The 12,513-nt window shown below is 43.6% G+C and carries 12 protein-coding genes; 2 read left to right on the top strand and 10 right to left on the bottom strand.

Annotated elements, in window-relative coordinates; all coding sequences use genetic code 11:
• Positions 1-173 precede the first annotated feature (173 nt).
• From BLT91_RS13215 to BLT91_RS13230, 4 genes are all read right to left on the bottom strand, one after another.
• A complete protein-coding gene (locus BLT91_RS13215) occupies positions 174-1,676 on the bottom strand; it encodes an AAA family ATPase (protein WP_090821561.1) in 1,503 nt (500 codons plus the stop codon).
• Positions 1,669-2,199, bottom strand: a complete 531-nt coding sequence (locus tag BLT91_RS13220) for a hypothetical protein (RefSeq protein ID WP_090821563.1) — start codon at positions 2,197-2,199, stop codon at positions 1,669-1,671. The genes BLT91_RS13215 and BLT91_RS13220 overlap by 8 nt, the downstream gene beginning before the upstream one ends.
• A gap of 114 nt (positions 2,200-2,313) precedes the next feature.
• On the bottom strand, positions 2,314-2,808 hold the full coding sequence (locus BLT91_RS13225; RefSeq protein ID WP_090821565.1) for a cell wall elongation regulator TseB-like domain-containing protein: 495 nt from the start codon (positions 2,806-2,808) through the stop codon (positions 2,314-2,316).
• A 43-nt stretch (positions 2,809-2,851) separates the two neighbouring features.
• On the bottom strand, positions 2,852-4,147 hold the full coding sequence (locus tag BLT91_RS13230; protein WP_090821568.1) for an amidohydrolase: 1,296 nt from the start codon (positions 4,145-4,147) through the stop codon (positions 2,852-2,854).
• 246 nt (positions 4,148-4,393) lie between these two features.
• Between BLT91_RS13230 and BLT91_RS13235 the strand changes: the two genes are divergently transcribed.
• Together BLT91_RS13235 and BLT91_RS13240 are read left to right on the top strand one after the other, a co-directional pair.
• Positions 4,394-5,020 (top strand): DUF47 domain-containing protein, encoded by a 627-nt coding sequence (locus BLT91_RS13235; RefSeq protein ID WP_090821570.1) that lies wholly within the window; start codon positions 4,394-4,396, stop codon positions 5,018-5,020.
• Positions 5,021-5,083: 63 nt separating this feature from the next.
• The gene (locus BLT91_RS13240; RefSeq protein WP_090821572.1) at positions 5,084-6,085 is read left to right on the top strand and encodes an inorganic phosphate transporter; all 1,002 of its coding nucleotides are present in this window, start codon (positions 5,084-5,086) and stop codon (positions 6,083-6,085) included.
• Between the two features lie 44 nt (positions 6,086-6,129).
• On the opposite strand, the gene BLT91_RS13245 is transcribed toward BLT91_RS13240, so the two are convergent.
• The 6 genes from BLT91_RS13245 to panB form a co-directional block, all read right to left on the bottom strand.
• Positions 6,130-6,750, bottom strand: a complete 621-nt coding sequence (locus tag BLT91_RS13245; RefSeq protein WP_090821574.1) for a redox-sensing transcriptional repressor Rex — start codon at positions 6,748-6,750, stop codon at positions 6,130-6,132.
• Positions 6,751-6,752: 2 nt separating this feature from the next.
• A complete protein-coding gene (gene dinG / locus BLT91_RS13250) occupies positions 6,753-9,608 on the bottom strand; it encodes an ATP-dependent DNA helicase DinG (RefSeq protein ID WP_090821576.1) in 2,856 nt (951 codons plus the stop codon).
• Positions 9,609-9,698: 90 nt separating this feature from the next.
• Positions 9,699-10,292, bottom strand: a complete 594-nt coding sequence (locus tag BLT91_RS13255) for a tetratricopeptide repeat protein (protein ID WP_090821579.1) — start codon at positions 10,290-10,292, stop codon at positions 9,699-9,701.
• A 78-nt stretch (positions 10,293-10,370) separates the two neighbouring features.
• Positions 10,371-10,754: an aspartate 1-decarboxylase gene (panD, locus tag BLT91_RS13260; RefSeq protein ID WP_090821581.1), complete on the bottom strand. Its 384-nt coding sequence runs from the start codon at positions 10,752-10,754 to the stop codon at positions 10,371-10,373.
• 5 nt (positions 10,755-10,759) lie between these two features.
• Positions 10,760-11,623 (bottom strand): pantoate--beta-alanine ligase, encoded by an 864-nt coding sequence (gene panC, locus BLT91_RS13265; RefSeq protein ID WP_090821779.1) that lies wholly within the window; start codon positions 11,621-11,623, stop codon positions 10,760-10,762.
• 26 nt (positions 11,624-11,649) lie between these two features.
• Positions 11,650-12,504 carry a 3-methyl-2-oxobutanoate hydroxymethyltransferase gene (gene panB / locus BLT91_RS13270; RefSeq protein ID WP_090821584.1) on the bottom strand — a complete coding sequence of 285 codons (855 nt, stop codon included), beginning with the start codon at positions 12,502-12,504 and terminating at the stop codon, positions 11,650-11,652.
• Between the last annotated feature and the right edge of the window lie 9 nt (positions 12,505-12,513).

The raw sequence follows: 12,513 nt of genomic DNA on the forward strand, positions 1-12,513 counted from the left end.
CCTAATTTCATTAGTATACACTAAACGTTCTTGAGACTTTCTCAGCTTTGAAACAATTCCGGTATGAATGGAAGACGTTACCTTTTTACTTATCCACAACTAACTTATGGGTATAAATAAATTCGGAGCTAGAATAACAAAAAAACCGCTGGCCTCAAGGCCAACGGTCGTGCTTATGCAGTCTGTGAAAAAGAAGCATCAAACAATTTACGGAATGTATCACCTGAAAGGACTTCTTCTTTCATCAAAATCGCAAGAGAATGTTCGAACACACCCCGCTGCTGCTCTAACAGCTCCTTCGTGCGAATCATGAGCGCATCAAGGATAACGGTATTCTCTTTCATAAGCTGATCTTTCGTAACCATCTCACGGTCGATGATACCAAGGGAAGTAAGACCGGAGTCCATCATATTACGGACCATAGAAAGTGCCTGCTCGAAGTCATTTCGCGAACCAGTACTGCGTCCGCCATAGAACATTTCTTCAGCCGCGGCACCGCCTAAGGAAATCATGATTTGCTGCTCGATATAATCTTTGGTGTATAAATAATGGTCCTTCGGTGGATTATGACGAACATATCCCAGTGCTTTTCCGCGCGGACTAACCGTAACTTGAGAAACGGAGCCAGGGCGTACAATTTCTGCAATAATAGCATGGCCCAATTCATGATAAGCAACGCGTTCTTTCTCTTCTTGCGCCGTTTCTTTATCTGTTCTTTCACCCATCATCACTTTATCAATCGCGGAAGCCAAATGGTGCTGCTCGATAGCCACTTTATCTTCTCTCATCGCATAGATGGCTGCTTCATTCAGAACGCCCTCTAGCTGCGCGCCGGAGAAACCAAACGTTTGATCCGCGATGACATCCAAAGAAACTCCTTCAGACAGCGGTTTATTTTTCACATGAATATCGAGAATGGAGAGACGACCCTTCTTATCCGGCAGGTCCACCTCAATATGACGGTCAAAACGTCCTGGACGCAGTAAAGCACTGTCCAGCATTTCTTTACGATTCGTAGCTGCCATGATCAAAATACGGGGAGCATCGTTCGTATGAATGCCGTCCATTTCTGTTAATAACTGGTTGAGCGTTTGGTCGTATTCTCGTTGTTGACCACCATCACGCTTACCACCGATAACATCAATCTCATCAATAAAAATAATCGCATTATCTTTGCCTTCTTTAACTGCACGTGTTCTAGCTTCCTTAAAAAGGTCACGTACTCGACTAGCACCAACACCAACGTACATTTCAACAAATTCGCTTCCTGAAGCAGCCAAATAAACAGAATTCGTATAATGAGCGGCTGCTTTAGCCATTAACGTTTTCCCTGTTCCCGGAGGCCCTGTGAGCAAAATCCCTTTGAGTGGACGAATACCTAACTTCTTAATTTCTTCATGTTTAATAAGAAAATCAAGGGCTTCTGTCAATTCCTTCTTCGCCCGATCTTGTCCGCCGATTTCATCAAAAGTTAAGAACGAAGGCGTGCGATTCTTGCTCTTACGTTCACCGCCGGCAGAAATGCCTACACCTCCGCGGCCTTTGATCATATAAAACAAGGATACGCCGAATACACTAACAAACAAGATAGGAATCACATTAATGCCTAAAAAGGCTAAAAAGATGAGTAGAACCGGTATAAATCCTATTCCTATTTCTTTATACATTTTACTCATTCGGCCACACTCCTATCTGGGAAGTCCTAGGTAGCATGATGAATTTCGTAGCCTCACCATCCGTCAATCGAATGTATACGTACGATTGATCCATTTCACTGTCAACTTTCATACCTGGCACATCCGCTGCATATTTCTGTAGTGTCGTTGGAATGTCTGCGTAATGCTTTGTTTCCATCGCTTGTGCTACCTCGAATAAAGCTTTGGACCACCACTGATCCAATTTCTCAGACGGTTTGCTCTTTATATCAATACTCACAGAACGTTTACCAATAATAGAAGCGCCATCCTTATGGATATGATCAACAACATTTCTTAAATTTGCGTCTGAATTTAAAGTCAATTCTATGTCAACACTATTATTGTCCAATTTCATCGTCGAGCTTGTCACACCGGGAACCTTGCTAATGATATCAGATAATGGATTCTCCATAGCTAAACTTGTATAGGCGAACCAACCACCGAATAAAACCCCGGCAGAGATAATAACGCTCATCACGACAGGTAAGAGACGCAGCTTCATCAGTCAACGTCCCCCTTTCTATACGTATTTTGTTTCTAACAATGCAATACACATAGTATATCATTTGATATATAAATTAGCTTTATGAAATGAGTGGAAACAAGAAAACTCAGCCTAATGCAGGCTGAGTCGGTAGGTATCCATAAAGCGTCCATCTTTGAATTTGTAATAATCATAGAAATAGCGCGTTCCGCTATCGTCCTTCTTTTTATAAAATACTTCCCAGACATAATCTTGACCTAGCTTTCCAGGCATCACACGCTCTATTTCATAATCTGCACCTTTTTTGAGCATCGTATCTCGCACTTGCGCTTCAGTGAAAGCTTCAGCAGCCATCTCGGCATGCACGTCTTTATCCGAAACCCAAACAATGACACTTTGACCTAATTTGTCTTCTCCATAGACAATTTGAAAAGGCTCATCACCATAGAAAAAATCAACATTGGTTGCTTTCGTCAAAATGCTCTTCTCATACGCAGTCTCAACCGCTTTGCGTTTGCCGTCCCAGTGTTCATTCTGAACATTTAAGTAGAAGCGGCTGAGCACTACACCAAGTGTTAAAATAATAAATACAAAGAATGTTAGTATTCTTGTTCGCTTCGCATTCATAAACGCCGCTCACCTCCCCAAACGAACCTTACTGGCCCCTCTCTTAGCCAATTAACTTATCGAAACATTGTTCAAATTCACGCTTAATTTTCTCTTCATCCAATGTTAAACATTCACCCTTACGGACGATCCAATGTCCATCCACACACACATCCACTACATCTTTTGCACTTGCAGAGTAAACAATATGTGAAACGAAGTCTGTCTTCGGCAGGAAATGCGGTTGATCGATATCCAGTGCAATGAAGTCTGCCTTCATCCCTGGTTGAAGTACGCCTATATTATCTAACCATAATGATTCTGCACCCATTTTTGTTCCCATAAGAAGCGCTTCTGCAGCAGGAACAGCTAGCGGATCGCCAGATACACCTTTGTGAATCAGCGCGGCGAGTCTCATTTCTTCGAACATATCCAAGTTATTATTAGAGGCCGCTCCATCCGTTCCAAGTGACACCTTCACACCAGCACGAAGCAGTTCAGGTACTCGGGCCACACCGCTGGCGAGCTTAAGATTGCTTCCAGGATTATGAGAAATGCGTACGTCATACTGCTTAAGGATGCTAATTTCTTCATCTGTAAGATGAACACCATGCGCTACGAGAGTCGGCCTGCTGAACACACCGAGTTTCTCTAGATGTGCGACAGGGCGAAGTCCATACTGATCCACATTCGCTTGTACTTCACGGCTTGTCTCGGACATGTGTGTGTGAATAGGCAGGTTTAAATCATGGGCAACCTGTACGATACGCTCAATATAATCAGGAGGACATGTATAAGGCGCGTGCGGAGACATCATTGTCGTGATTCTCCCATTCGCCCCACCATGCCAGTTTCTTGCAAACTCGGTGGCATCTTTTAATTTAGCATCCTGTACTTCTGGAGGACAAAGACCAATTACACCACGAGTTAGAACACCGCGCATTCCTGACTCTTCAACAGCTTTAGCCACTTCGTTCATGTGGTCATACATATCTACGACTGTCGTCGTTCCGCCTTTAATCATTTCTAAAATGGAGAGCAGCGTCCCCCATTTTACATCTTGGGCATTAAATTTAGCTTCCATCGGCCACATTTTCTCTTCTAACCAAATTTGGAGCGCCAGATCGTCACCGTATCCGCGCAATAGTGACATAGCCGCATGACCATGTGTATTCACAAGGCCAGGCATGTAAAGCTTGTTCGTGCCGTCAATTACTTCTTCATAATTTTCCTGAGGCTCAGGTACCTGCTCACCGATATATGTAATTTGGTTGCCTTCAATGACCATACAGCCTTTGATAGACGATTTCGCTTCATTATTAGAAATGAAAATGCCGTTCATAATTAATGTTTTTTTCATACTAAAATACCCTCTCTATGCTCATTCTATAGATAATTCCTGCTTAATAAACTTTACATCTTCAAGCATGTAAAATCAAGAAATCTACCATTGTAAAGAAATTGTAAATTGTCACGGAATTTTCGTTGCTTTAAATACAATTATTATGATACTTTTAGCATTGTGAGTTTTTTTCTACACTTTGGTCTGTTTATCTAATAAATTCGATCAAAATCTTGTACATATAGTAAAATATAGGAGGATTCTATGACAACGTTATTCACAAAAAAGAATGAAGTTGATTTCTTGCAGCTTCTCATCCGTGCTGCAGAAAACGCACTAAAAACGGCACAACTGTTTCGCACAGCCATGATGGGTGATAAACCTCCTGTTGACTATGTCAAAGCGATTAACGATTTAGAACATGCAGGCGATTCCATTACACATGAAATTTTTAAAGGTCTGAACAAAGTATTTATTACACCAATTGATCGTGAAGACATTATGGTCCTAGCTTCCAAAGTTGATGATGTAACAGACGGTATTGAAGCTACGATTGCTCGTTTTGATTACCTCTCTGTGTCGCATACGGATTCCTATATGAAAGAATTCTCAGCAGTCATCGTTGACTCTTGCCAACATATGCTGGATGCATTCAAGCTGCTTGCTAAGAAAAAATATATGCAAATCCCTGAGCATACGGTAGCCATTAACTCCCTTGAAAATGACGGAGACCGTTTGATGCGTGAAGGGATACGTCAAATTTTCATTACACGTAAAGACCCGTACGAAGATTTCAAATTGAAAGAAATTTATGAACGCCTGGAAGAAACCACTGACGCTTGTGAAGACGTAGCCAACATCCTTGATAGCGTGGTACTTCGTTATTCATAAGGACATTCATGTCCTTTGCATACGAAGAAAGTTTTCCTTATGGAAGACTCTTAGGAGGAACTCATGTTAACTTATTTGATCATTATTGTTGTACTAGCCTTATTTTTCGATTTCATTAACGGATTTCACGATACAGCCAACGCGATAGCAACTTCTATTTCAACGCGAGCGTTAAGTCCGCGTGTTGCCATCGCCATGGCGGCCACTCTGAACTTCGTTGGAGCCATGGTGTCCTCGAAGGTTGCCAAAACTGTTGGAGGGAGCATAGCCAACCCGGCCAAAATAGAAAATGGTGTTGAAATCGTCATCGCTGCTTTACTTGCTGCCATCATCTGGAACCTGTTAACTTGGTATCTAGCGATTCCCTCATCGTCATCTCATACCCTACTTGGCTCTCTCGCGGGTGCAGTTATCGCAGGCGCCGGCGTACACGCGGTGAACTGGAATGGTTTTACGCAAATTATTATCATATTGATTTTATCGCCGATTATTGCTTTCGTGCTTGGATATCTGATTATGATTTTGATCAAGTATATCATCTTATGGTCGGGGAACACATCAAGATCGAAGCTTAATCGCATGTTCCGTACTTTACAAGTTTTATCAGCAGGATTACTTTCTTACTCCCATGGTGGTAACGATGCTCAAAAAGCTATGGGTATTATCGTATTTGGTCTAGTAGCAGCCGGTGTTCAAACTGATCTGAATGTACCTCTCTGGGTGAAAATCTCTGCCGCTTTGTCCATGGGACTTGGAACATCCATCGGTGGATGGCGAATTATTAAAACGGTATCCAGTAAGATTGTTAAAATCGAACCGATTAACGGCTTCGCCTCGGACTTAACATCATCACTCGTTATTCAATTCTCAACCTATCTGGGTAAACCATTGTCAACAACTCATGTTATTTCTTCCGCGATTATCGGGACAGGCAGTGTCATGCGTTTCCATGAGGTACAATGGGGAACCGTTGGCCGAATGCTGATTACTTGGGTTATTACGATTCCAATCAGCATCGCGCTCGCATTCTCGATCTACTTCGTTTTATTCAGACTTATATTATAATAAATAAAGGCACGACCCGTGATTACCGCGAGTCGTGCCTTTTTCTAGTCCAAATAATAAGCCAAGCTTTGCAGTTCCGTTGTAAAATCGGCATAATGTACACGGACTTCAGGAGGTACCTTAATAATAACGGGAGCAAAATTCAGAATTGCTTCTATACCACAATCTACGAATTGATCGGCAACATTTTGAGCCTCGGTTGCAGGTACCGTTATGATGCCGATACGCACGCCTAATTCAGATAATGCAGTTTTCATCTCCTGCATTGGCTTGACAATCAAATTATTGATTGTCTCTCCTGCTTTGCTAGGCATTGCATCAAATACAGCGACAATTTTCATATCATTCCGTAAGTAGGTATTATAATTGCATAAGGCGCGACCTAAGTTACCAGCTCCAACGAGGGCTACTTGAATGTGACGATCCAGCTTTAGAATCTGTCTAATTTTCTCAATCAAATACGTAATATCGTAGCCTATTCCCTTTTTCCCGAATTCCCCGAAATATGCCAAATCCTTGCGAATCTGAGCCGGATTTAAATCAAGCTTTTGTCCCAAATCCTGTGAAGATACTGTCGACACATTTTTCATCGCCAGTTCGTTTAGATAGCGTAAATAAATGGGCAGCCTCCGAACGACGGCTTCCGATATTTTTTGTGATTTCATCTTTACGCCCCCCCCATCCACTGCTCAATCCTCGGTAACATTTGCTCTGTCGTCATGTGCTCAATCTTCGGTCCAGGCAGTGAATAGAGGAAGTGCTTGCCATAATACGTATCAATTACGCGAGTATCATAGATGATGACAATACCTTTATCGGATGCGCGTCTGACAAGTCGACCAAAGCCTTGCTTAAATCGAATGACAGCCTGCGGCACCGAAAATTTCATAAATGGATTCTCGTTGCGTTTCTTAATATTTTCACACTTTGCTTCAACAAGAGGGTGATTAGGCGGTTGGAACGGCAACCTAATAATCGCTAAGCAGCTTAGCGCATCCCCTGGGATATCGACACCTTCCCAAAACGAACTGGTGCCAAGTAGGACGCACATTTTATTATCTTGGAACATCCGGGTTAACTTGCTGCGATTGCCGCTGTCAATGCCCTGCCCAAGCACAGTAATCCCATGCGGCTTCAAGAAGTCCTTCATGCCCGCATAAATTTGCTTCAACATCCGATTCGATGTGCATAAAATTAACATGCGACCTTTGGTAATTCGCGCGACATCGCTAAGTGACCCTATAAGTGCGTTGATAAAGACGGGGTCACCAGCTCCTTTTATAGTCGGAAAATCCCGAGGAATCACGACCAGAGCTTGCTCTCGGTAATTGAATGGAGATGGCAATTGAACAGTTTTCAGCTTGCCCTTTTCTTCATCCTCTGGAATTACTAGCCCCAATTGATCCGCCGAATATTGAAACGATTTATTAACAGACAATGTCGCTGAGGTCAGGATGATACTGTCCTTAGTTTCAAAGAAATGCTGCTGCAGCAAGCCGCTCACATCCGTCGGTACTGAATTGAGCTGAAGTGACTTCGCTTTGGCATAGGTCCCTGCTTCCATCCAATACACATATCCCTCGTCCGCCATTTTCATGAAAAAGTGCAGGGCATCCCGATGATTATAAAGCTCCTTCACCGTACCATTGAGGTCGGTTACTAAACCTTGAACCCCGAATACTTCCTGCATCTCTTTCACTTCATTTAACAACTTATCAAGCGTTCGAAGCAAATCATTCGCATTCAAATAGATGTTATCTTCCATTATCAGAAGCTCACGCCAATTCTCTGGGAGTGTCTCGGGCTTCATCCGCAGCACGTACTGCGAGTTTTCCGTTTGAGAAGGATCGCTTTGGGAAGACAACAACTCATAGAGCGATTCACTAAGTCGATCCCAATCCTCTTTGATTTTCACAATTTTAGGAAAAATGCTGTCAATGGTTTGGCTCCAAGCGACTGCGCACTCTTGCTGCTCATCGGACTTCTGTAAACGAAACCTCAGCATCGGCAATTGCCCACTGCGATTATCTTTATAGAGCCATTGTAACGAATGATAAAATGCCGAGGCATGAAGCTCAATGCCAAGGTGTTTACTGGCCACTTCTTCAAAGTGATGCGCCTCGTCGATCACAAGGTGCTTATAAGACGGTAAAAGGCGGTTCTCAGCCTTCATATCCGTGAAGAGGAGTGAATGGTTCGTAATGATTACATCGGTCGTGTTGGCATCATTACGGGCGCGATGATAGAAGCATTTTTTGTACCATGGGCACATTCGATTCAAACAAGAATCAGTGTCACTGGCAACCGTATACCAGAACTGTGCACCCTTATTTCCAAAATGCAGCTCCTCTTCATCTCCATGCTCCGTCTCACTAAGCCAGACAACCATCTGCGCTGCTGTAATCGGATCTTCCTTGCCATTCTCATAATCACGAGTTGTCAGCTTAGTCTCGAATTTACGCAAGCACAAATAATGGCTTCTGCCTTTGAGCACCGCGGCTTTGAATGGAACAGGGAAAATCTCCTTCAGCAGCGGAATATCCCGCTCGCGAAGCTGTTCTTGTAAGTTAATCGTATGTGTGGAAACAACCACTTTCTTCTCATATTTGATGCCATAATAAATAGACGGTATCAAATACCCCAGGGATTTACCTGTTCCCGTTCCCGCTTCAATCATCAAATGCTGATCGTCCTCGAGTGACTTTTCAACTTCCCGGATCATCTGCTCCTGTGACTCGCGATCTTCAAAAATCTCGAATTTTTCCTTTAAGGCCGTTTTCAAACCTTGATGAAACTCTTTAAAGGAAGCACCTAAACCCTCAGCATCTGAATCTTTGCGAATATCCTCATCATCGCCCCAATCAGAGACATTGAGAGTAAATTGCCGGAAATAACGATTCGTATCCATATCGACACTGGTAATGGACTCTTTATATAAACATATTTCATCAAGGAACCAGCCTAAATCGCTGTTACCGTTTTCGAAAATATTTTGTAAGCGTTGGACCGTGAGAAGTGATAATCCTAACAAACGTTCCATACAAATAATCCAAATCGCTGCAGTTACTTCCGCATCACTGTCCGCTTGGTGGGGTCTTTCATGATCAATGCCAAATAAACCAGCCACCATGCTAAGTTGGAGACTAGAAATGGAAGGAAATAGGATGCGCAGCATATCCATCGTATCTAGAACACGACCAGAGAAAGGCGGATATCCGGTTTTCGTTAGCCCTTTTTGCAAAAAGGATACATCGAAAGCAGCATGGTGCGCCACAAGCACGCAATCAAACAAAAGCGGAAACATATCCGACATCACTTGGTCTAGGGTGGGAGCATCCTCAATCATCTCTTCCGTAATTCCTGTAAGTGTTGTAATCGAAGAAGGTATACCAATCCCTGGTTTTACCAGAGAAGTATACCTGTCGGTGATTTGAAATTGATCTATAATGACCAGTCCAACCTGGATAATTTCATCCGCTGGCTGACTTCCTGTCGTTTCAAAATCCAAAACTGCAAATTTCATGACGTGTATCTTCAATCCCTTCGTCCTGCACTTCTCCTAGCATACCAAATCTTATTAGGAAAAGGGAATACCTAGTTAGCCGCTTCGGTTTTAGGATTCGTCCAGATTGATCAGCGGCTCCATACAAGAAGGATCGGTATGATACGCTTTTTGAAAATACTCAAAGGCTTTTTCCATGTTCTGATTCTGTACTTGGATGCAGCCCATTGCATTATAGGAAATGGCCTTCATCTTGGAATTGTCGGTCAAGGGGAGAAGGAATTTGAAGTGTTGATACGCTTCTCCAAACTCCCCTTTCCGCAAATGCCCCATTGCTAAATATATCCGTGCCAACAAGAAATCAGGCTGCCTTTGAATCAAAACTTCGAATTCTTTAATCGCTTGATCATACATGTAAAGCTTGTAATATCCCTGGCCCCGCATGAATTCATCCGTCTGCTTCCCGGATAAATCGAGATCCATCAGTTCCTTATGAAGGGTTTGAGTGCTGATCGGCACGGCCCCATAAAACTTTCCCAGCTTCTCCTCAAAAAGCAGCCACGCCTCGATGAACTCATCGCTCATCGTTTTCAAAACCTGTAATTGTTCGTCGAGTTCCGCTTTTTTCTCCACATCACTATTCGGATATTCCTTTTGGATTTCTTCCAAAACCTCGTTCATTGTGGAAAATAAATGCTTAAACATTTGGCATCCCACCTTTGCTTCGAAAGCTTATCCTCATTCTTTGTAAACAGCGCCGATTTCATGCATGGAAATCCCCTCTTAAAGGATGGTGGAATGCTCTTCCTCTTTGAGTAGTTGAGCGACTTTATTATTAGCACCCATAATGGCAATCGTTGGGTGATGCTTCCTAGCCTCTTCATCGCTCATCATCGCATAAGAGACAATAATGACAGTATCGCCGGTTTGTACTAACCGAGCCGCGGCTCCATTCAAACAAATGACACCTGAACCGCGCGGCCCAGGAATAATATAGGTTTCGAGCCGTGCGCCATTGTTGTTGTTCACAATTTGTACTTTCTCATTAGGTAACATATCAACCAGATCAATCAAATCTTCATCAATCGTGATACTCCCAATATAGTTCAAATTCGCTTCCGTTACAGTAGCGCGGTGAATTTTGGCTTTCATCATCGTGCGAAACATTGACGTCACATCCTTACTTGTAAAATGAGATTATCGATCAAACGTGTCTTGCCGAATTTAACTGCCAAAGCAATGATCATAGAATCGGTATGATGGCTATTTTCAAAAGGTTCTAAAGTCGGATAAGACAGTACCTCTACATAGTCAATCACGGCTAATGGTGCAGTCGTAATATGCCGGCTTACCACGCTTTCAAGCTCCTGCGGGGTGAAATTTGTATGGGATTCCACAAATGCCTTGGCTTGCTTTAAGGATTGAGATAAGACTAACGCTTGTTTACGCTCTTCCTCTGAAAGATACACATTGCGAGAGCTCATTGCGAGCCCGTCTGTTTCGCGTAATATCGGACAAGGAATGATCTCGATGTTCAGATTGAGATCTTGCACCATCTGCTCAATGACAGCAACCTGTTGGGCATCCTTAAGACCAAAAAAGGCCTGATCTGGCTGCACAATATGAAACAGCTTGCTAACGACAGTGGCAACCCCATCAAAATGCCCGGGGCGAGATGCCCCGCAAAGTCTGGAGGTAAGACCTGTCACACTAACGGTAGTTCGCGTCGGTGACGGATACATTTCACTTACAGTTGGCATAAACACTAGGTCAACTCCTGAAGCTTCCGCTAGTTGTAAGTCTCTCTCCGTATTTCGCGGATACCGCTCAAAATCCTCGCCGGGTCCAAACTGTAGCGGATTAACAAATATACTTAACACGACAAGTCCGCTCTGTGCCCGTGCTTTGCGCAGCAAACTGGCGTGACCTTCATGCAAATAGCCCATTGTGGGCACAAACCCTACAGTCTGCTCATTCTTTCGTCGGTAGTCTCTTATGCGAGAACGTAAATCGGCAATTGAATGAATCACTTCCATTGTCTGGATCGCTTCCATAGCCGCCTCTACTCCTTATCGCCGTACAAGTATTGAACAACATCGTTGTCCATATGAAACGTATTTTCTGGCGCAGGGAAAGCCCGCGCTTTCACTTCTTTCACATATTCGCCAATACCTGCACGAATAGTTTCCCCTATATTCGCGTAAGATTTTACAAACTTTCTGGGTGCACTGCCAGAACCATACTGGAGAAGATCATGATAAACAAGCACCTGTCCATCGCAATGGACACCTGAACCAATCCCAATCGTCGGGATCGACAGCTGCTTTGTTATCCATTCAGCCAGCTCGTCTGTCACTAACTCTAAGACCAAGGCAAAAGCTCCGGCCTCCTCAATAGCTTTAGCGTCACTTAGCAGTTTCTCTGCTTGTTCTGAACTGCGTCCCTGAACGCGGAATCCACCAAGCTGATGCACGGATTGCGGTGTAAGACCCAAATGTCCGACTACCGGCACACCTGCCCCCGTGATCGCTTTTACGGTTGCCGCGATTTCAGCACCACCTTCAAGCTTAACCGCCTTAGCTCCACCCTCTTGCATTAAACGAGCGACACCTTTTAATGTTGTGTCCAAGCTTCCATGGTACGTCAAAAAAGGCATATCAGCTACGATAAACGTATTTCCCGCTCCACGCACAGCAGCTCGCGTATGATAAACCATATCATCCAGCGTAACAGGTAAGGTTGAATCGTAGCCGAGTACCACATTCCCCAAGGAATCTCCTACGAGTATGACATCGATACCGGCCTCTTCTGACAATCGGGCTGAGGGATAATCATAAGCGGTTACCATCGTAATTGGCACGCCATCTTGCTTCATTTTTCTCATTTTGGCTGTCGTTAGCGCCTTACGTTGTTCCATTGTATCCCT

The organism is Paenibacillus sp. yr247, from assembly GCF_900103825.1.
Taxonomy (GTDB): Bacteria; Bacillota; Bacilli; order Paenibacillales; family NBRC-103111; genus Paenibacillus_E.

What these genes read in the sequence shown, in the direction of transcription:
- BLT91_RS13215 (WP_090821561.1), bottom strand. Translation starts at nt 1,676, where the DNA reads ATGAGTAAAATGTATAAAGAAATAGGAATAGGATTTATACCGGTTCTA.
- BLT91_RS13220 (WP_090821563.1), bottom strand. Translation starts at nt 2,199, where the DNA reads ATGAAGCTGCGTCTCTTACCTGTCGTGATGAGCGTTATTATCTCTGCC.
- BLT91_RS13225 (WP_090821565.1), bottom strand. Translation starts at nt 2,808, where the DNA reads ATGAATGCGAAGCGAACAAGAATACTAACATTCTTTGTATTTATTATT.
- BLT91_RS13230 (WP_090821568.1), bottom strand. Translation starts at nt 4,147, where the DNA reads ATGAAAAAAACATTAATTATGAACGGCATTTTCATTTCTAATAATGAA.
- BLT91_RS13235 (WP_090821570.1), top strand. Translation starts at nt 4,394, where the DNA reads ATGACAACGTTATTCACAAAAAAGAATGAAGTTGATTTCTTGCAGCTT.
- BLT91_RS13240 (WP_090821572.1), top strand. Translation starts at nt 5,084, where the DNA reads ATGTTAACTTATTTGATCATTATTGTTGTACTAGCCTTATTTTTCGAT.
- BLT91_RS13245 (WP_090821574.1), bottom strand. Translation starts at nt 6,750, where the DNA reads ATGAAATCACAAAAAATATCGGAAGCCGTCGTTCGGAGGCTGCCCATT.
- dinG (WP_090821576.1), bottom strand. Translation starts at nt 9,608, where the DNA reads ATGAAATTTGCAGTTTTGGATTTTGAAACGACAGGAAGTCAGCCAGCG.
- BLT91_RS13255 (WP_090821579.1), bottom strand. Translation starts at nt 10,292, where the DNA reads ATGTTTAAGCATTTATTTTCCACAATGAACGAGGTTTTGGAAGAAATC.
- panD (WP_090821581.1), bottom strand. Translation starts at nt 10,754, where the DNA reads ATGTTTCGCACGATGATGAAAGCCAAAATTCACCGCGCTACTGTAACG.
- panC (WP_090821779.1), bottom strand. Translation starts at nt 11,623, where the DNA reads ATGGAAGTGATTCATTCAATTGCCGATTTACGTTCTCGCATAAGAGAC.
- panB (WP_090821584.1), bottom strand. Translation starts at nt 12,504, where the DNA reads ATGGAACAACGTAAGGCGCTAACGACAGCCAAAATGAGAAAAATGAAG.